This window comes from Pseudomonas sp. 29 (assembly GCF_002754355.1).
GTDB classification, from domain to species: domain Bacteria; phylum Pseudomonadota; class Gammaproteobacteria; order Pseudomonadales; family Pseudomonadaceae; genus Aquipseudomonas; species Aquipseudomonas neuropathica.
The window spans coordinates 2623943-2642900 of the sequence record NZ_PEEY01000001.1; the positions used below are offsets into that span (position 1 = coordinate 2623943).

Here is an 18958-nt window from a genome sequence, read left to right on the forward strand (position 1 = left end):
AAGCTAATGCGGATTGGGCCTAAAAGCAAAAGATCGCAGCCTCCGGCAGCTCCTACTTTGGAATGCGACCCCTGTAGGAGCTGCCGAAGGCTCGGGCCGCGATCGGACGATCTTTTGATCTTGCTGTAAGACTTACTTCTCGAACCCGCTGGAAGGGAATACATCCGTCCCGCGCCAACGTCGTACCGAGCGCTGGAAAAACAAGCTGTTCGGCACCTGCACCATCGCGCTGCCAGTCCCAAGCTCTTCCGCCTCGATCAACGTGGTGTAAAGCAGATTGATCGCCACCACCCGGCCTTTGACGCCAGGCTTGTCCGTGGTGTCCACCAGCTCAACGATATCGCCCAGCCGGAACGGCCCAACCGTGAAGATCAGAATCGCGCAGAGCAGATTCGACAGCACACTCCACATCGCGAAGAACGCCACCGCCGCCACGGCGACGAACCCTGACAGCGCCGTCCACAGCACCGTGGCCGAGACACCGAGGCGTTCCAGAACAAAGATCAGCGCACTGCCCATGATCAGCCAGCGCAACACGCCGCGCAGTGGCATCAGCAATTGCGGCGGGAACGGATAGCGCTCGCCCAACCGGGTCAGGCCTTTGGCGACGAAGCGCTGAGTGAGGTAACCGGCCAGCAGGATCAGCAGAATCTGCACCGCGAACCAGATCGGCTCGACCCACTCCGCCGGCAGCGGCAGCTTGAACGCTTCCATCAGGACAGCGCCTCCAGCTCCGCCTGCATGCTTTCCAATACCTCGAGAGCTTCCATCCACGCCTCTTCCAGCTCGCCTTCACGAACCTTCAGCTTGGCCTGTTCAGCGAGCAGATCACGCAATTCGTTCTTGCGTGCCGGCTCGTAGATGTCGCTGTCGCCGAGGCTGGCGTCGACCTTGGCCAGTTTCTCGTGAAGCTTGCCCAGCTCGGCTTCGAGCTTGTCAGCTTCACGCTTGTGCGGGGCCAGTTGCTGACGCAACGCAGCAGCAGCCTGACGCTGGGCCTTTTTGTCGGTCTTGTCCGGATTCACCGGGGTGTTACTGACCGGCGCGTTACGCAGGCGGTACTCCACCAGCCAGCGCGCGTAGTCTTCGAGGTCGCCATCGAACTCTTCGACTTTGCCATCAGCGACCAGGTAGAAGTTGTCGGTGGTGCTCTTGAGCAAGTGACGATCGTGAGACACCACCAGCACCGCGCCGCTGAATTCCTGCAGCGCCATGGTCAGCGCCAGGCGCATTTCCAGGTCGAGGTGGTTGGTCGGTTCGTCGAGCAGCAACAGGTTCGGCCGCTCCCAGGCGATCAACGCCAGGGCCAGACGCGCTTTTTCACCACCGGAGAAATTCAGTACCGGCTCATCAATGCGCGCGCCACGGAAGTCGAAACCGCCGAGGAAGTCACGCAGTGTCTGCTCGCGCTCGGTCGGCGCCAGACGCTGCAAGTGCAACAACGGGCTGGCCTTGGAATCCAGCGAATCGAGCTGATGCTGGGCGAAGTAGCCAACCACAGTGTTCTCGCCACGGGTCAGCCGCCCGCCCAGCGGTGACAGTTCGCCGGCGAGGTTTTTGATCAGCGTCGACTTACCTGCGCCGTTCGGGCCGAGCAGGCCGATCCGCGCGCCCGGGGTCAGTTGCAGCTTGACCTTCTCCAGGATGGTTTTGTCGCCATAGCCAAGACGCGCATCCGACAGGTCGATCAGCGGGCTGGAGATCTTGCTCGACTCGCGGAAGACGAAGTCGAATGGCGAATCGACGTGGGCCGCCGATAGCTCTTCCATCCGCTCCAGTGCCTTGATCCGGCTCTGTGCCTGACGGGCCTTGGTCGCCTGGGCCTTGAAACGGGCGATGTAGCTTTCCATGTGCGCACGTTGCGCCTGCTGCTTCTCGTAGGCCTGTTGCTGCTGGGCCAGACGCTCGGCACGGGCGCGTTCGAACGCGGTATAGCCGCCGCGATACAGGGTGATTTTGCGCTGATCGACGTGGGCCACGTGATCGACGACTTCATCGAGGAAATCACGGTCGTGGGAGATCAGCAGCAAGGTGCCCGGGTAGCTTTTCAGCCACTCTTCGAGCCAGATGATCGCGTCGAGGTCCAAGTGGTTGGTCGGTTCGTCGAGCAACAACAGGTCGGACGGGCACATCAATGCCTGCGCCAGATTCAGACGCATCCGCCAGCCACCGGAGAAATCTCCTACCTGGCGATCCATCTGCTCGTTGGTGAAGCCGAGACCGGCGAGCAATTTGCGCGCCCGCGCGTCGGCGGTGTAGCCGTCGGCGCTGTCGAGTTCCGAGTGCAGGCGGGCCTGAGCGGCACCGTCATGCGCCGCTTCGGCGGCGGCGAGGTCACGTTGCACCTCGCGTAGACGCAAATCGCCATCGAGCACATAGTCGACGGCAAGACGCTCAAGGGTCTCGATCTCCTGGCGCATGTGGGCGATGCGCCAGTCAGCCGGCAGGAAGCAATCACCCGAGTCGGGGTGCAGTTCGCCCCGAATCAAGGCGAACAGGCTCGATTTGCCGGCGCCGTTGGCACCGATGAGGCCGGCTTTGTGGCCGGCGTGCAGGGTCAGCTCGGCGTCTTCTAGCAGACGTTGCGGGCCACGCTGTAAAGTCAGGTTCTGAAGTCGGATCATAATGGCGGCGGAGTCTACCAGCTTCGCTCACAACTGGCGCGAGTAGCACGATGTCCTCTGACCTGTGGAGCTTTTCCCTTGCCACCTACGCCCGCCCGGGCGTGGAAGATGCCTGCCTGCGACTGCAAACGGCGGGCGCCAATGTGTGCCTGCTGCTGTGCGGTTTATGGCTCGAACAACGCGGGGTGATCTGTGATGAACAACGTGTAAGCCAGCTTCAGACGCTGACCGAGCCCTGGGATACCGAGGTGGTACAGCCGCTGCGCTCACTGCGGATGCAATGGAAAACACGGGCCGTTGATGATGCGGTGCTGAAAGGCATGCGCGAGCAGATCAAATCACTGGAGCTTGAGGCTGAGCGAGCGTTGCTGTCACGGCTTGAAGGGGTGGCGCAGGAATGGCCGCTAAACGATGCAGGCTCGAAGACCTGGCTTGAAGGATTGGCCGGCATGGCGGCCAGCCCGAACCGCGACGCGCTGCAAGTGCTGCGCGTCGCGGCAACCGGCACTTAGGAAGCGCTGGTCGGGTTGTTGCTGACGCTCGACGCAGCGGCTGGCGATGGCGCAGTCGAAGGAGTCGAGGTGGTGGCGGCTGGAGCAGCGGCGGCTGGCGTTGCCGGAGTGGCTGGCACGGCAGGCTTGGCAGCTGGAGTGGTAGCCGGTTTGGCGGCAGCTGGTTTGGCAGCGGCAGGCTTTTTCACGGCTGGTTTTGCGGCCGGTTTGGCAGTTGGTTTGGCGGCCGGTTTTGCAGCAGCAGGCTTGGCAGCAGTGGTCGCTGGTTTAGCAGCGGCGGCTGGCTTGGCGGCGGCTTTCACTGCTGGTTTTGCAGCCGGCTTGGCAGGTTTTGCCGCGGTTTTTACAGCGGGTTTAGCGGCAGCCGGTTTGGCAGCCGGTTTGGCGGCTGGCTTGGCAGCGGCGGTTTTGGCAGCAGGTTTTGCGGCTGGTTTCGCCACAGCTTTCGCCGCAGGTTTAGCGGCCGGTTTGGCAGCTGCAGTTTTCGCGGGAGCAGCTTTGCTCGCGGCTGGTTTTGCAGCCGGTTTGGCGGCAGCCGTTCTAGCGGCTGGCTTGGCAGCAGCTGGTTTTGCAGCAGTGGTTTTAGCCGCCGGTTTGGCAGCGCTCGCCGCAGCCGGTTTTTTCGCCGCAGGTTTGGCCGCCGTTTTTGCAGCAGGTTTAGCCGCTGCGGTTTTCGCTGCAGGCTTGGCTGCAGCCGGTTTGGCAGCCGCTTTCTTCGCCGGTGCCGCTGCCGGTTTGGCGGCGCGGGTGGACAGTACTTTGCCCACGGCTTCTTGAACGCGACCCACACCCTGGGCCAGTTTCAGGCTTTCCTGGGCATCGCGCTTGAGTTGCAGAATGTAGCTGCGAGTGTCGGACTGACGATCCTTTAAGGCATCGAGCAGGTCTTCCAGTTCTTTCACTGCGGCCTTGGCTTTGTTCTGTGCCTTGGCTTTACCGGCAGTGGCTGCGTCCTGCAATTTGGTGCGGGATTTGTGCAGTTTTTCTTGCGCCTTGCCGCGTTGCTTTTCCAGTTTGGCGAGCAGTTTTTCAGCATCAGCCAAGGCTTGGGAGCAAGCGTTTTCCAGATGCTCGAGCAGGCTGCCCGAGAGTTGTTGGAGTAAGTGCAACGGAGTATTTACAGGCTTCTTGGTGGCCGACATGGTTTACCTCCTGGCTGACGTGAGTGCGGCTCATACTAGACCTCTGCAGTTACCGCCGCTAGGGCATCTTGACAGTATCGATTGCGTTGCGTTGCACCGAATCGAAAATGTTCTGCGCGAAGTCAAAAGCAGTTCACCGTTGCAGACGTTCGCGCTGGCATAATCCACCGCATCTCAGGACGGAGTGTGCCCATGTCGCGCTACTTTTTTTTATCCCTCTGCATGGTTTTTTCGGCCGTTCACGCTGACGAAAAAAACACCGCGAACGATGCTCACGATCTGGCCTACAGCCTCGGTGCCAGCCTCGGTGAACGGCTGCGTCAGGAAGTCCCGCAGTTGCAGATCCAGGCGCTGGTCGATGGCTTGCAACAAGCCTATCAAGGCAAGCCGCTGGCGTTGAGCGAAGCACGTATCGAACAGATTCTGGCCGATCATGAAGCGCAAAACGCCGAGCACTCTGCACAGCCTTCAAGTGATGCGGCGATGGAAAACGAGCAACGTTTTCTTACCGCTGAAAAAGCCAAACCGGGTGTTCAGGAACTGGCTGACGGCATCCTGCTCACCGAGCTGACAGCGGGTACCGGTGCCAGGGCTGGCCCCGATGGAAAAGTGCAGGTGCTGTACGTCGGACGGTTGCCGGATGGCACCGTGTTCGATCAGAACACTCAGCCGCAATGGTTCAACCTCGACAGCGTGATTGCCGGCTGGCGCACCGCGTTGCAGAACATGCCGGTAGGCGCGAAATGGCGACTGGTGATTCCATCGGACCAGGCCTATGGCGCTGACGGTGCCGGTGACCTGATTGCGCCGTTCACACCGCTGGTGTTTGAAGTGGAATTGCGTGGTGCGACGAGTTGATCGGGCAATAAAAAACGGTGCGCTTTCGGGCGCACCGTTTTTTTTGATCAGGGTTCGGGATCAGGCCTGAACCGGATCTTCTTCCTTGTGTGCTGTGTGCAGCACTTCAATCAGGCAGTCTTCAAGTTCGAAGCGTTCGTGGAGCAGGCCACCTAGCTCTTTGAACTTCTCTGCAACGCATTTGCCCTCATCGCACAGGTCGTTGAAGGCTAGAAGCTTCTCGGTAATGACATCGATGCGCGGATAAATCGTCTCGGCGAGTTCCAGCCCACGCTTGTCGTTGAAAGCCTTGGCTTCACCCGTCAGCTGTTCGTAGATTTCGAAGTGCCCAGCCGAGACGTAATCGACCAGCACACCGCAGAATTCCTGCAGAGGCTTGCGGTTCTCGGAGAGCGACTCAGGCTGTGCACCGAGTTTGTCGTAGGCACCGATCAGCTCTTCACGCTCTTGCAACCAGCGGTCGATCAGCAGATGAACCCCACCCCAACGTTCCTGAGCATTCTGACAACTTTCGAGCATGGCGATCTCTCTTCCCTTGTGGGTCATGCTGCTCTACACCCGCGCCCCTCTTTTGATTCTGGCTTGGGGGTCGGCCGGGCAGAGCGTCATCGAGCAACATAAATCCAATGACACGTGCGGGCCAGATTATGCCCGCACGCCTATGGCTTCAAGGTACGCAGGAGATAAAGTTCATACAAGTGTTTAATCCCGCAACAGCACCGGGTGCGACGCTTGGCCGCTGAGCGGGCGTTGCAGAGCACTCCATACCAGCCGCAACAATTGATACACCGCCAGAATCGATACCGCGACAAAGAACAGCAGGCTCCACTCCGGGATACTCAGGTCGAACAGCGTCCAGGATATTTCCGCACAATCGGTACCGCCGCTAAACATCGTTTGCAGGGCACAGATCCATGGCAGACCACTGAACAAGGCCTCGGGAGCAGGCGAACAATTGAGCAGGTGCAGCATCGGATCGCTCTGTATCAGTACCTGCCGCCAGGCCGCCGTGGTCCCACCCAGGCTGGCGCCCAGGGTCAACAGCCAGTAGAACCACAAACCGACACGTTTGGGACCGTGCACCGCCGCCAGACCACTGACTACGCACAGCAGCGTGAGGAACAGGCGCTGCACCAGACACAGGCTGCACGGCGTCAGGCCGACTGCATATTCAAGATAATAGGAAGCTCCCAGAGCAAAGGCCCCCGCAGTGAAAGCCATGAAGAACAAGGAGCGTGAGCAGGCCAACGACATGGCTTTTCCGTAACAGTAGAGACAGACGGTTACGGTAGAGGAAAGCGTGTCAGCCTTTCAAGGCAAGGCCCTGCCGACAGTTCACCAGAGGTGTAGGGAAAACCCGACAGGATCGAGAGGAATTGGTGTAGACCGCTGTAGGAATTTGCTTCAGGCGCTCAACGAAGTGGAAAATTCAGCCACAAAAGGTAAGCGAGGGAGCGAACTCCCTCGCCACTTCAGACTTGGGCCGGAGCCGGCAACGGCGCGGCCAGCAGGCGCTCGTCCAGCAGACCAAGGCCTTCCTGGAACAACTGATTGCTGCGCTCGGTATCGCCCAACTGGGCGAGCAGGCGCGCCAGTTCCGCACACGCCTCGGGATTGCGCTGCAAACGCAGACTGCTTTCCAGGTAATCCCGTGCCTTGCCCCACAGACTGGTTTGCAGACACAGTCGGCCGAGGGTCAACAGCAGGCTTGGATCGTTCGGATGCTCCTTCAGCCAGCCTTCGGCGGTTTGCAACTGGCGGGCCGGATCGCTGCCGCGCACCAGCCCGTAGAGACGGGCCAGATGGCTGTCGTACTTGCGTTTGAGGGCAGTGCGCAGCACTTCTTCCGCTTCGACCTGGGCGCCCAACTGCCGCAACTGTTCGGCGTACGCCAACACCAGCGGCGGCTCCTGCCGTTGCGCCGAAGTGAGCTGCTCCCAGGCGCGCGTGAGCGACTGCAAACCCACGCTGCCATCCTCTTCCCGTTGCGCAGCCAGCGAGAGGTTTTCACCCCAGGCGCGGCGCTCGAGTTCGGCCAGTTCGGCGCGCGGCAGGACTTTGTCCTTGCGCAATTCCGGCAGCAAACGAATCACCGCCGACCATTCGCCGCGCTGCTGGTACAAGCGCTGCAACTGACGCAACGTCTGCGCATTGTGTGGATGGCGATCGTGCATCGCTTGCAGCGTCACCAAGGCACCGTCGGTGTCGCCACGGTCAGTCTGCAACTGCGCATGACTCAAAGCGATGGCCAGCTCCGCCTGGGGCTGACGTTCAAGCGCCCGTTCCAGCAAACGATCGCACTCTTCGTAAAGACCTTGCTCGTTGGCTGCGCGGGCAGCACCGAGGTAGTACAGCAATGGCTGGCGCTCGGCTTCAGCCGCTCGAGACAGGTGACGCTGAGCACTGGCCCAGCGACCTTCGGCCAGATCCAGTTGACCGTGCTCGATCGCCACCTGCACGCGCCGACTGCGGTTGCGGCGCGACCATGGGTTGACTACGCCACTGGAGGTCATGACCAATTCGACCAGTGCCTTGATCCCCCAGATCAGCAGCCACAGCACCGCGATGACCGCCAGCGTCGCCCACAGGCTGGACTCGTAGCGGAAGCTTTTGTAGGCCACCAGCACGTAACCGGAATGCTCGGCAATCGCCAGACCCAGCGCCGCTGTCGCCGCGATCACCAGAAACACGATCACATACAGGCGTTTCATGGCGTGGTCTCCTGCGCGGTGTTGGCGGCAGGCTTGGCGAAGGGTTTCACCGACTCTTCGGCGTTAACGTTGCGCCGTTCAAGGTAGGCTTGCACCGCACTCAGCGTGCCGGCCAGATCCGGCGTGGTGACTGTGACCGGTTCCTTGCTCAACTCACCGACCTGCTCGAGCATCACTTTGCTTTGCGGATTGTCCGGGTTGAAATTGCCCTTGAGCACATCGCGCGCTTCGGCCAGCGCCTGGGTATAGACCGGCGCCTGACCGTTGAGGGCTGCCCACTGCGCCTGCTCAAGCGCAAGGCTCAGGGCTAGACGCACCTGACTCAGGCTCTGCCCGGCCAGCAGCGGCCGCACATTCTTGTCGGCATTGAAATCGATACGGATATAGCGCGAGACCTGGTCCCACCACTGCGCCCAACGACTGGCGCCGTCACCGTCAGCGGTCAGGCCCAGCAGCGATTCGCCACGATCCTTGTACTCCGGCGCAAGCTCGGTGAGGTCGATGACTTGATCACGCAGCGCGCCGAGACGCAGGAACAGACCGGTGCGATCCGGTTGCGAAGTACTGCGCAGCGCCACCAGGGTTTTCGCCACTTGCTCGCGGGCGGCGAAAGAGCCTGGATCGTTTTGCTCACGGAGAATTTCGTCAGCGCCCTGGACCAGCGCCTGAGCGCTGCTGATGTCCTGTAAAGCCGACAAACGCAGACTGGCCAGGCGCAGCAAATGCTCGGCCTCGGCCAGACGCCAGTCCTTGCGGCTAGCGCCCAGCACCGTTTCCAGACGTTGATTGAGGCGCTGTTGATCACCTTGAAGCTGGGTCACCAGACGCTGGCGCTCGGCAAGTTCGTCGGCACCCGGCAGCTGCGCGAGGCGCTCGGTCAGACGCTGTTCATTGAGCTTCAGGCTCTGTGCCTGATCGTTCAATGCCTGCACTTCACCGGACTGCTGTTGAGTGTTGGTCTGCAGGTGACGAACCTGCCAGACACCCCAGCCGCCGATCGCAACACCGGCAGCACCGAGCAACAAAGCGACGATGGCCAGTCCATTGCCTCGGCGCGGCTCTGTGGCCGGCGGTGGAGTTTCAACCTGGGGTTCAATCACAGGCTGGACGTCATCTTTTGGCAAGGCTGTTTCGCTCACGTATCCATCCTTTGCATTAGAAAACGGGTTCGGGATACTCCCGCAACGCCGTCAGCAAAGCCGCGGCACTCGCGCCGCGGCAATCCACAACTGTTTGAGCCCCGGCGGCACGTGCCAGCTCGGCGACTCTTGGGCTTGGTACAAACAACGGCAACGGCGCGATAGTCGGCCAGGCATCGCCGGCCATTTGGCGCAGGTGCTCGAAACCCTGTCCACTGCTGACCACCAGCCCGTTCAAGCGTTCCGCTTCGATCCGCCGTGGCAGCTCATCCGGGGCATAGGCTGGCAGGTCGCGTCGATACAATTCCAGATACTCGACACTAGCACCTAGCTCACGCAAGCGCTCGGCGAGCAGTTCACGCCCCCCCTCCCCGCGCAAGATCAACACCTGCGCGCCGGGCTGGCTGACCGCCTCACGCAGACGCGGCAATTGCAGCAAGGCTTCGCTGTCATCGCCGGCGGCCGGGAAGTTCGCGTCCAGACCGTGATCCAGCAAAATCTGCGCAGTCGCCGCGCCGACACTGAACCACGGCATCGTCAGCGCAGATGCACCTTCGAGCAGATCCAGCGCAATACGCGCCGCCGGTTTGCTGACGACAATCACTGCACTGCAACTTGGCAACTGCGTAATCGCCTGACGAATTTTCTCAGAGACTGGCAGCGGGACAATGTCCAGAAGCGGCAAACAGCTACTGAAAACGCCCTGCCCGGCCAACGTCTGCGCCAGCGCCGCACAGTCTTCCGCGGGGCGCGTCAGCAGCAGGCGCCAACCGGTCACTCGTGACCTGCCTCGCCGTAGACCGCTTTGAGAATGTCGTCGGCGCCCTGGCTGAGCAGGTCTTCGGCGACCTTCACACCCAGTGCTTCGGCATCGGCCCGTGGCGCGCGCGCTTGGGCGCTGAGCAGCTTGCCGCCGCTTGGCTCACCGACCAGACCACGCAACCACAACTGTTCGCCTTCGAGCACGGCATAGCAGGCGATCGGCACTTGGCAGCCGCCATTCAAATGTTTGTTGAGGGCACGCTCGGCGGTGACGCGCGACGAGGTGTCGGCGTGATGCAGCGGTGCGAGCAAGGCGTGGATTTCGGTGTCGGCGCTGCGGCATTCGATGCCGACTGCACCTTGGCCACCGGCAGGCAGGCTGTCATCAACACTGATCGCCGAAGTGATGCGATCTTCGAAGCCGAGGCGGATCAGGCCGGCGGCGGCGAGGATGATCGCGTCGTACTCACCGGCATCGAGTTTGGCCAGGCGAGTGTTGACGTTGCCGCGCAGAAAGCGGATCTGCAGATCCGGACGACGGGTGAGCAACTGTGCCTGCCGACGCAGACTCGACGTGCCGACAATGCTGCCGGCAGGCAATGCTTCCAGGCTGGCATACGTATTGGAAACGAAGGCATCACGCGGATCTTCACGCTCGCAGATGCAGAACAGGCCGAGGCCTTCCGGGAAGTCCATCGGCACATCTTTCATCGAGTGGACGGCGATGTCTGCTTGGTTTTCCAGCAGCGCAGTTTCCAGTTCCTTGACGAACAAGCCCTTGCCACCGATTTTCGACAGTGGCGAATCGAGCAGTTTGTCGCCGCGACTGACCATGGGCACCAGCGTCACCAGCAGGCCCGGGTGGGCCGCTTCAAGACGGGCTTTGACGTATTCGGCCTGCCAGAGGGCAAGCGCACTTTTACGGGTGGCGATGCGGATTTCGCGAGAGGACATGGATCAATCCGTACTGAATAGATACGGCGGATAATAACAGCTCAGCCAAATCCACTTTGACTTGAATCAGAGTCGGCGCGGCCTCCCTGGCCCGCAGTGCCTGGTAAAAAGGAGCTGGAGCTGTCCGGAATGACCGGGTTACAGGCCCTGCATCATCTTGCGCACACCGGCCACGTGCCGACGACTGACGATCAGCGCGTCACCATTTAGACCCTTGAGAAACAGCTGGAAATGCCCCAGCGGCGTACGCTGCAGACGTTCGATGCGGTCGCGGGCGACCAGCGCGTTGCGATGGATACGCACAAAGCGCTCGCCGAATTCGTCTTCGAGGGCCTTGAGCGGCTCGTCCAGCAACACTTCACCGGCCTCGTGGCGCAGGGTCACGTACTTGTGGTCGGCGATAAAGTAGACCACCTGATCCAGCGGGATCAGTTCGATGCCTTTGCGGGTTCGGGCGCTGATATGGCTGCGCGGGCCGTTGCCACTTTCGGCAGCGGGACGGGTCAGGGCCGAGAGTTGCGCCCGATTGGGACGTTCAGCCCGTTTCAGGGCGTCATGCAGATGTTCGGTTCGCACGGGTTTCACCACATAGCCCACGGCGCTGGCCTGCAGGGCTTCCACGGCAAATTCATCGGGGCTGGTGCAAAACACCACGGCCGGCGGCGTTTCACGTTCGCACAGACGGGCAGCAACCTGCAGGCCATCGAGACCCGGCATGCGAATATCGAGCAGCACGATATCCGGCTTGTGGCTGTCGATCAGTGCCAACGCCTCTTCGCCATTCGTGGCGCCGGGCTCCAGAACTGTATAACCCTCGAGCTCGCTCACCATTCGGCTGAGGCGCTCGCGAGCCAGTGGTTCGTCATCAACGATCAGGACATTCATATTGCGCTGGATTCCTGCGTGAGTCTCGCACAAGGATAGCGTAGACAGGTGAAGTGACGTCCGTCACCGCGATCCACGCTAAGACTAGCCCGAGCGCCAAAAAGTGCCGTACGTCGGCCAGCAATATTTGCCAGTGTCCGGGTCGTACTGCTCAAAGCCCGCTGTTTCCTGCGTTTCTCACGGGGTTTGCCGAAGGACAAAACACCCACCCCCTCTTCTTATAGTCGCCGGCCAGACCTTTGCGCGATCCAGAGCCGCGTCGACCCTTATGTCCAACTGTAGACGCTCGCCGGGCCGATATTGCTCAATCGAAAAATATCCTTGTGCAAATCCCCCGGCACCAGCGGCCACTATGGCTGACGCAATGAGAAAAAAACGTATCGACCAGTGTCAGCGACAGGATTGGCAACCCTGTTATTATCCGCGCCAGCGTTTCACGCCTTCTTTCTTCAAGCCGATACGAGCGAATTCATGAGCACTGACAAGACCAATCAGTCCTGGGGCGGCCGCTTCAGTGAACCCGTCGACGCCTTCGTCGCCCGCTTCACCGCCTCCGTCACTTTCGACCAGCGCCTGTATCGCCACGACATCATGGGCTCGATCGCCCACGCCACCATGCTGGCCAAGGTCGGCGTGCTGACCGATGCCGAGCGCGACAGCATCATCGACGGCCTGAAGACCATTCAGGGCGAAATCGAGGCCGGCCAGTTCGACTGGCGTGTCGACCTCGAAGACGTGCACATGAACATCGAAGCACGCCTGACCGACCGCATCGGCGTCACCGGTAAAAAGCTGCACACCGGGCGTAGCCGTAACGACCAGGTCGCCACCGACATTCGCCTGTGGCTGCGTGACGAAATCGACCTGATCCTCGCCGAGATCACCCGCCTGCAGAAAGGCCTGCTGGAGCAAGCCGAGCGCGAAGCCGCGAGCATCATGCCGGGCTTCACCCACCTGCAGACCGCGCAACCAGTGACCTTCGGGCACCACATGCTGGCCTGGTTCGAAATGCTCAGCCGCGACTACGAGCGTCTGGTCGACTGCCGCAAGCGCACCAACCGCATGCCGCTGGGCAGCGCCGCGCTGGCTGGCACCACCTACCCGATCGACCGCGAATACACCGCGCAACTGCTGGGCTTCGACGCCGTGGGCGGCAACTCGCTGGACAACGTCTCCGATCGCGACTTCGCCATCGAATTCTGCTCGGCCGCGAGCATCGCAATGATGCACTTGTCGCGCTTCTCCGAAGAGCTGGTGCTGTGGACCAGCGCGCAGTTCCAGTTCATCGATCTGCCGGACCGCTTCTGCACCGGCAGTTCGATCATGCCGCAAAAGAAAAATCCTGACGTACCGGAGCTGGTGCGTGGCAAGACCGGCCGTGTGTTCGGTGCACTGATGGGTCTGCTGACCCTGATGAAAGGCCAGCCGCTGGCCTACAACAAGGACAACCAGGAAGACAAAGAGCCGCTGTTCGACGCCGCCGACACCCTGCGTGATTCGCTGCGAGCCTTTGCCGACATGATCCCGGCGATCAAGCCCAAGCACGCGATCATGCGTGAAGCGGCGCTGCGCGGTTTCTCCACCGCGACCGACCTGGCTGACTACCTGGTACGCCGTGGCCTGCCGTTCCGTGACTGCCATGAAATCGTCGGTCACGCGGTGAAGTACGGCGTCGACACTGGCAAGGACCTGGCCGAGATGAGCCTGGAAGAACTGCGCCAGTTCAGTGATCAGATCGAGCAGGACGTGTTTGCCGTGCTGACCCTGGAAGGCTCGGTGAATGCCCGTGACCATATCGGCGGCACTGCGCCGGCGCAGGTCAAGGCAGCGGTGGTACGCGGTCAGGCGCTGATCGCTAGCCGCTAAAAGCCAAAAGCTTCGCGAGCAGGCTCGCTCCCACAGGGGATTTTTGTCGGTCACAAATTTTGTGTTCAACAAAAATCCAAATGTGGGAGCGAGCCTGCTCGCGAAGGCTTCCTTCAGAGCGCTATAAAACTCACTTCTTGGCAGCGATCATCGCCAAAAACGCCGGCATCGCAGCTTCCTTGTCTGCCGCGATCTTCTGCACATGCGGATTCTGCTCCAACCTCTCCAGTAGCGCCTTCGCCTGCGGCAACTCCGCCAGCAGATCAATCCCGAACAGCTTCTGCCCGACCGCACAGGCCAGCGGCACGCTGTAGAGGAAATACAAATCGGCAATGCTCAGACTGTCGCCCGCCACGTACGGGTCGAATTTGCCATGTCGGCCCAGCGCGGCGAAACCCAGCTGCAATTCAGTCTTGGTCTTTTCCTTGATCGCCTCTGGCAGAGTCATGCCGAAGAACGCCTCGCCGTAACAAGCGCGTCCCGGCAACTCGATGTACAGCTCGATTTCCTTGGCAATCGCCAGCACCTGCGCGCGTTGGAACGGATCGCTCGGCAGCAGCGGCGTGCCTTTCTGGGTCTGTTCGAGGTATTCGAGGATGATCGCGGTTTCGTTGATAAAACCAGCGTCTACACCCAGCACCGGCACTTTGCCGCGCGGGCTGATGGCCAGAGACTCCGCTGTCTGCGTCGGGTAGAACGTGACCTCTTCGAACGGCAGGCCTTTTTCCAGCAGTGCCAGTTTGACCATGTTGTAGTAGTTGCTGACTGAGAATCCGTAGAGCTTGAACATCACATAGCCTCCAGGCCGTGCGGGGTGGGCAGTGCCTGTTTATAGATCGCTCAGGCGTTTCCCGCCAGCAGCATCACGCCACTGAATGCGGGTAAACTGGCGCCTTTCCATGAGGAGCCTGCCATGAGCGAGCCGACAGACATCGACAATGACAACGACGAAGAAGAGTTCACCGAAGCGACGTTGATCGAAGCCATCGAAAACCAGATCGAAAGCGACAATCCGCCGGCCGCCAAAGCGACGTTCAACAAGCTGACCCTGGTGGGCGTCGAGCGCGAAGAAATCCTCAATCTGATGGCTCACGTACTGGCTTACGAAATCGACGCGATGCTCGATGAAGACCGTGCGTTCAATACCGAATGGTACGAAGCGGCGCTGCGCGCTTTGCCAGAGTTGCCACCCGAAAAGCAGTAAGCCCCGATCCTGTAGGAGTGAGCCTGCTCGCGATAGCGTTCTGTCAGTGAAAAAGATGCTGACAGGCACTCCGCTATCGCGAGCAGGCTCACTCCTACAATGTTTGTAACGTATCCATCCAGCCAACTCCCGCCTCCCGACTACACTGCAATCCGCCTCAAGACAAAATCCCTGATCTGAGCACTGGACATGCCGCAAAAGCGGGTTCACCTTAGGGACGCTGTCGTCCAATTCCTAGAAAGTCTGGAGTCCTTATGTCGCTTACCCCTGAGTTGGTTGCCGAACTGGAAGTCCTCGCACTCTTCAACCTGGACAGTTCCCAGGAAGGTCTGAAAATTCATCAGACCGCTGCCCCGAAACACATCGCCGCTGCCAAACGCCTCTTTGAAAAAGAACTGACCGACCAGCCCGATGGCGGGTATCTGACCAGCCTCGGTCGCGATGCCGCACAAAGTGTGCAAACCGTGCTGACCATTCTGAGAGAGCAGGAAACCGCCTGATTCCCCCTGACTTTGCCCACGGGAACTCCTGCCACGGGATTTCCGCGGGCTTGCCCGGCCACCCGCGATAGAAATCTGACGTCAAAAAACAAATTCAGCTTAAAAGTCCCGCTGCGCAAAGGCTAAACTGCCTCCCATTCCGAGACCCTCTTCGTCCGAGCCTGCGAGCCGGTTTGAGCTGACATGACGCGCACCCACGAAATCCGCCCCGACCTGGACGAAGGCATCGACCGCAAGGTACTCAGCCAGCTGCGCGCGCGTTTTCTCAAACTCAATGAAGGCCGCCTCGGTCGTGCCCTTGAAGGGCTGTCGACACGCCAGCAAAGTGTGTTGACGCTGTTGCCGCTGTTCTTTCATGTTAATCACCCGCTGCTGCCGGGATACGTATCGGGCAGCACGCCGGCCGGCCTGTCGAATTACGAGCCCGACGCCAACGTGCTGACCGAAGCACAGCGTCTGACTCGTTCGTTTTCGTACAAACCGCGTCACGGCAGCAATCCGCCGCGACCGATTCACGGCCTGTTCCTGATGGGCAGCCTCGGTACGCTGGCGCAAGCCGATCAGAGTGACATGGACGTGTGGGTCTGCCACGCGCCTGGCTTGAGCGAAGGTGAACTCGCCGAACTGAGCAAGAAATGTCAGTTACTGGAAGCCTGGGCCGCGAGCCAGGGTGCTGAGGCGCATTTCTTTCTGATCGACCCGGTGCGCTTCGTCAAGGGCGAACGCGACACCCAGCTCAGCTCGGAAAACTGCGGCAGCACTCAGCACTATCTGCTGCTGGACGAGTTTTACCGCACCGCGATCTGGCTGGCCGGGCGCACACCCATTTGGTGGCTGGTGCCGGTTTACGAAGAAACTGCGTACGACCTTTACACCCACACCCTGCTGTCCAAGCGTTTTATCCGGGCCGACGAGACCCTCGACCTCGGTCATCTGGCGCGGATTCCGCCGGGCGAATTCATCGGTGCCGGATTGTGGCAGTTGTTCAAGGGCATCGAGTCACCCTACAAATCGGTGCTCAAGCTGCTGCTGACCGAGGTCTACGCCAGCGAACACCCGCAGGTGCAATGTCTGAGCCTGCGCTTCAAAAAAGCCGTGTTCGCCAATCAGCTCGATCTGGATGAGCTGGACCCGTACATGGTCGTGTACCGGCGTATCGAGGAATACCTCACCGCGCGCAACGAGCCGGAACGGCTGGAGCTGGTTCGTCGCGCGTTGTACCTGAAGGTCAACCGCAAGCTCACCGGCAACAGCCGCACCCAGAGCTGGCAACGCACGTTGCTGGAACGGCTGGCCAGCGAGTGGCATTGGGATCAGCGGCAACTGACGCTGCTCGACAGCCGCAGCCAGTGGAAAGTCCGCCAGGTCAGCGCCGAACGCCGCGCGCTGGTCAATGAGCTGAACTACAGCTATCGCTTCCTGACCCAGTTCGCCCGCACAGAACAAACCGTCAGCCTGATCAATAAACGCGATCTCAATGTGCTGGGGCGCCGGCTCTACGCGGCCTTCGAACGCAAGGCCGACAAGGTCGAATTCATCAACCCCGGAATCGCCCCGGATCTGGCCGAAGACACCCTGACCCTGGTGCAATCACGCAATAAAAAGGAACCGGGACAAACCCAGTGGGGCCTGTATAACGGCAGCCTCACGGCACTTGAGTGGGAACATTTTGCGCCAATCAAGCGCAGCCGCGAGTTACTGGAGCTGTTGACCTGGTGCCACCGCAACGGCGTGATCGACAGCAGCACCCGCCTGGCCCTGCATCCCGGCACCAGCGACCTGAGCGAGTTCGAGCTGTTCAACCTGCTCGGCAGCCTGCAACAGTGCATCGCCCTGCCCTTGCCCACCGTCGCGGAAGAACCGTTGCTGCGTGCAGCGGTGCCAAGCGAAGTGCTGATTCTGGTCAACGTCGGCGTCGACCCGCTCAAGCATCACCGCGACCTGAATATCCTGATGACCACCGAGCGCACCGACTCGCTGAGTTACGCCGGGGTGCGCGAAAACCTCGTGCTGACCCTGGATCAGGTCACGCTCAATAGCTGGAACGAAGTACTGGTCAACCGCTTCGACGGCCCGCATGCCCTGCTCGACTGCCTACGCGATTACCTCAACAACCTGCCGCGCGGGCCGTTGCAGCCGTCATTGAAGGTGCGCTGCTTCTGCCACAACCGCGCGCAGTTCATTGCCCGTCGCGTTGAAGAAATCATCGACACCGCGCAGAACCTGTTGCTCAGCGAGTTGAACCATCGCTACCTGATTCAGGTGCAGCAGCATTATCACGTGCTGGAATTGGTGCCGGGCCAGGTCAACCATGTGGCGCTTGCCACCCTGCCGGCCCTGCTCGATTACCTTGGCGAAGAACAGCCGCGCTACAGTCCGCTGCACCTGGATCCCATGGCACTGGAAGATCACGACCTTGCACTGATCCTACCGATGGGCCAGCCGGAGTGCATTCAAGTGTTCTATCGGATCACCGAGCAGCAGGCCGAGCTGTACGTGCTGGATGAGTTCAACGCGCTGTGGCAGCAACATTTGCCCTATCACGACGAGCAGAGTCTGTTGGTGCCGTTGCAACGCTTCCTGCAATCGATTCTGTTCCGCCGCGAAGCCGTGCTGCCGATGGACGCCGGCCCCGACGGCCGTCTCGAAACTTTGTATTACCAGTTATTGCCTTCAGGTCCGGGACGCGCGCGCCGGGTCGAAGCGCGGCCGGCACCGCAGACACCGGTGAACAAGCCGTTCTACGACGTGCAGGCGATCGTCGGCAAAGCCGCACCTGGCGAAGTGCAGGTCACGCTGTATTGCAATCAACGGGAATTCAGCGAACTGGAACATGGCGACCAGCTGTTCAGCGTGGTCGCCCGGGAGATCGTCGAGCAGCGCCGTGAGAGCGAACGCTATCGCTGCTACATCACCGACCTCGACCTTTCCGGCCTGCTCGGTGACGGGCAGAGTTCAAGCAATCTGTATCTGCGCTACAAGGCTGACCTGGAGCGCGCTCTGAACGAGGCACTCGAACAGGTCTGAGGCGGGCTTACTCGCGGAATTCACCGCCGTTGGCCGGCTGCGATTCGACTTCAAGCAAGGTCAGTTTGAGGGTCTTGCCACCCGGAGCCGGCCAGTCGATGTGCTGACCGACCTTGAGGCCCAGCAGTGCGCTGCCGACTGGCGCCAGAATCGAGATCTTGCCTTCATCGGCGTTGGCGTCCTTCGGATAGACCAGCGTCAGGTGGTAATCCTTGCCACTGCCTTCTTCGCGGCAATGCACACGGGAATTCATCGTCACGACATCGGCGGGCACTTCATCGTGACCGACCACGGTGTCGGCGCGGTCCAGCTCGGTTTGCAGCGCAATCACGCCCGGCAGCGTGTCATCCAGGCTGTCGATCAGGCGCTCCAGACGTTGCACGTCCAGACGGGTAAGGGTGATGGAAGGTGCGGTCATGATCCGGGCAGACTCCTTTCTTCTGCACACAAAAAAAGCAAAACCCCGCCAAAAAAGACGGGGTTTTCACCAGGCCTCGATGGGTTGAGGCGTGTTCGGACACTATCACAGCTCAAAAAATATACAAGTCACGCCCCGCCGCACTGTTTGCGCTGAGACGCCTGCGCGCAAATCACACGTCGCCGGTCATCGTCTGCCGAGCGCCATTCGCGAATGTCTTCGACATGGCGGAAGCAGCCGAGGCAGACCTTCTGCTCATCCAATCGGCACACACCGCTGCACGGCGAGGGCACGGCCGGGCTGATGTTGCTGTACAGCGGCTTCGGTGGACGAACGGGAGCGGTGTCAGTCACGGA

Annotated in this window: 19 protein-coding genes and 1 pseudogene; 6 read left to right on the top strand and 14 right to left on the bottom strand. The window is 60.7% G+C overall.

The features are described from left to right. Positions 1–132: 132 nt before the first annotated feature. Together CLU80_RS12290 and CLU80_RS12295 are read right to left on the bottom strand one after the other, a co-directional pair. On the bottom strand, positions 133–714 hold the full coding sequence (locus CLU80_RS12290) for a mechanosensitive ion channel family protein (protein WP_093429732.1): 582 nt from the start codon (positions 712–714) through the stop codon (positions 133–135). Continuing rightward, a complete protein-coding gene (locus CLU80_RS12295; protein WP_099757486.1) occupies positions 714–2624 on the bottom strand; it encodes an ATP-binding cassette domain-containing protein in 1911 nt (636 codons plus the stop codon). The genes CLU80_RS12290 and CLU80_RS12295 overlap by 1 nt, the downstream gene beginning before the upstream one ends. A 50-nt stretch (positions 2625–2674) precedes the next feature. Between CLU80_RS12295 and CLU80_RS12300 the strand changes: the two genes are divergently transcribed. Continuing rightward, positions 2675–3136, top strand: coding sequence for a TIGR02444 family protein (locus tag CLU80_RS12300; protein WP_093429730.1), 462 nt, complete (start codon positions 2675–2677; stop codon positions 3134–3136). Here CLU80_RS12300 and CLU80_RS12305 read toward each other — a convergent pair. Continuing rightward, positions 3133–4278, bottom strand: a complete 1146-nt coding sequence (locus CLU80_RS12305; protein ID WP_099757487.1) for an AlgP family protein — start codon at positions 4276–4278, stop codon at positions 3133–3135. The two genes, CLU80_RS12300 and CLU80_RS12305, sit on opposite strands and share 4 nt — an antisense overlap. Before the next feature lie 192 nt (positions 4279–4470). Between CLU80_RS12305 and CLU80_RS12310 the strand changes: the two genes are divergently transcribed. Continuing rightward, positions 4471–5136: an FKBP-type peptidyl-prolyl cis-trans isomerase gene (locus CLU80_RS12310; protein WP_099757488.1), complete on the top strand. Its 666-nt coding sequence runs from the start codon at positions 4471–4473 to the stop codon at positions 5134–5136. 60 nt (positions 5137–5196) lie between these two features. On the opposite strand, the gene rsd is transcribed toward CLU80_RS12310, so the two are convergent. The 8 genes and pseudogenes from rsd to CLU80_RS30650 all read right to left on the bottom strand — a co-directional run. Next, entirely contained in the window at positions 5197–5655 is a 459-nt protein-coding gene (gene rsd / locus CLU80_RS12315; RefSeq protein ID WP_093429727.1) for a sigma D regulator, read from the bottom strand. Positions 5656–5838: 183 nt separating this feature from the next. Beyond that, positions 5839–6390: a disulfide bond formation protein B gene (locus CLU80_RS12320; RefSeq protein ID WP_093429726.1), complete on the bottom strand. Its 552-nt coding sequence runs from the start codon at positions 6388–6390 to the stop codon at positions 5839–5841. Positions 6391–6608: 218 nt separating this feature from the next. Next, on the bottom strand, positions 6609–7847 hold the full coding sequence (locus CLU80_RS12325; RefSeq protein WP_099757489.1) for a heme biosynthesis protein HemY: 1239 nt from the start codon (positions 7845–7847) through the stop codon (positions 6609–6611). Then, the gene (locus CLU80_RS12330) at positions 7844–8986 is read right to left on the bottom strand and encodes a uroporphyrinogen-III C-methyltransferase (protein ID WP_093429724.1); all 1143 of its coding nucleotides are present in this window, start codon (positions 8984–8986) and stop codon (positions 7844–7846) included. Before CLU80_RS12330 ends, CLU80_RS12325 begins: the two co-directional genes overlap by 4 nt. Before the next feature lie 16 nt (positions 8987–9002). Next, complete coding sequence (locus CLU80_RS12335; RefSeq protein ID WP_099757490.1) at positions 9003–9764, bottom strand: uroporphyrinogen-III synthase; 762 nt, start codon at positions 9762–9764, stop codon at positions 9003–9005. Next, positions 9761–10702, bottom strand: a complete 942-nt coding sequence (hemC, locus tag CLU80_RS12340) for a hydroxymethylbilane synthase (protein WP_093429722.1) — start codon at positions 10700–10702, stop codon at positions 9761–9763. The genes CLU80_RS12335 and hemC overlap by 4 nt, the downstream gene beginning before the upstream one ends. 138 nt (positions 10703–10840) lie before the next feature. Beyond that, positions 10841–11587: a LytR/AlgR family response regulator transcription factor gene (locus tag CLU80_RS12345; protein WP_093429721.1), complete on the bottom strand. Its 747-nt coding sequence runs from the start codon at positions 11585–11587 to the stop codon at positions 10841–10843. Beyond that, positions 11584–11724: pseudogene (locus CLU80_RS30650) on the bottom strand (sensor histidine kinase); the annotation flags it as partial. The pseudogene CLU80_RS30650 and the gene CLU80_RS12345, both read right to left, overlap by 4 nt. Before the next feature lie 334 nt (positions 11725–12058). Here CLU80_RS30650 and argH point away from each other — a divergent pair. Next, positions 12059–13453, top strand: coding sequence for an argininosuccinate lyase (gene argH, locus CLU80_RS12350; RefSeq protein WP_095049356.1), 1395 nt, complete (start codon positions 12059–12061; stop codon positions 13451–13453). Between the two features lie 130 nt (positions 13454–13583). Here the strand turns inward: argH and CLU80_RS12355 are convergent, their stop codons facing one another. Continuing rightward, positions 13584–14243: a glutathione S-transferase family protein gene (locus CLU80_RS12355; protein WP_099757491.1), complete on the bottom strand. Its 660-nt coding sequence runs from the start codon at positions 14241–14243 to the stop codon at positions 13584–13586. Positions 14244–14366: 123 nt separating this feature from the next. Between CLU80_RS12355 and CLU80_RS12360 the strand changes: the two genes are divergently transcribed. The 3 genes from CLU80_RS12360 to CLU80_RS12370 all read left to right on the top strand — a co-directional run bounded on the left by CLU80_RS12360 (position 14367) and on the right by CLU80_RS12370 (position 18184). Further along, positions 14367–14657 carry a hypothetical protein gene (locus CLU80_RS12360; RefSeq protein ID WP_093429718.1) on the top strand — a complete coding sequence of 97 codons (291 nt, stop codon included), beginning with the start codon at positions 14367–14369 and terminating at the stop codon, positions 14655–14657. A 254-nt stretch (positions 14658–14911) separates the two neighbouring features. Next, complete coding sequence (locus CLU80_RS12365; RefSeq protein WP_047596728.1) at positions 14912–15157, top strand: TIGR02647 family protein; 246 nt, start codon at positions 14912–14914, stop codon at positions 15155–15157. Between the two features lie 183 nt (positions 15158–15340). Beyond that, positions 15341–18184 carry a class I adenylate cyclase gene (locus CLU80_RS12370; RefSeq protein WP_099757492.1) on the top strand — a complete coding sequence of 948 codons (2844 nt, stop codon included), beginning with the start codon at positions 15341–15343 and terminating at the stop codon, positions 18182–18184. Between the two features lie 7 nt (positions 18185–18191). Here CLU80_RS12370 and rnk read toward each other — a convergent pair whose 3' ends face one another. Beyond that, positions 18192–18602, bottom strand: a complete 411-nt coding sequence (gene rnk / locus CLU80_RS12375) for a nucleoside diphosphate kinase regulator (protein WP_027610444.1) — start codon at positions 18600–18602, stop codon at positions 18192–18194. 128 nt (positions 18603–18730) lie between these two features. Beyond that, a complete protein-coding gene (locus CLU80_RS12380) occupies positions 18731–18955 on the bottom strand; it encodes a DUF1289 domain-containing protein (RefSeq protein WP_093429716.1) in 225 nt (74 codons plus the stop codon). Positions 18956–18958 lie beyond the last annotated feature (3 nt).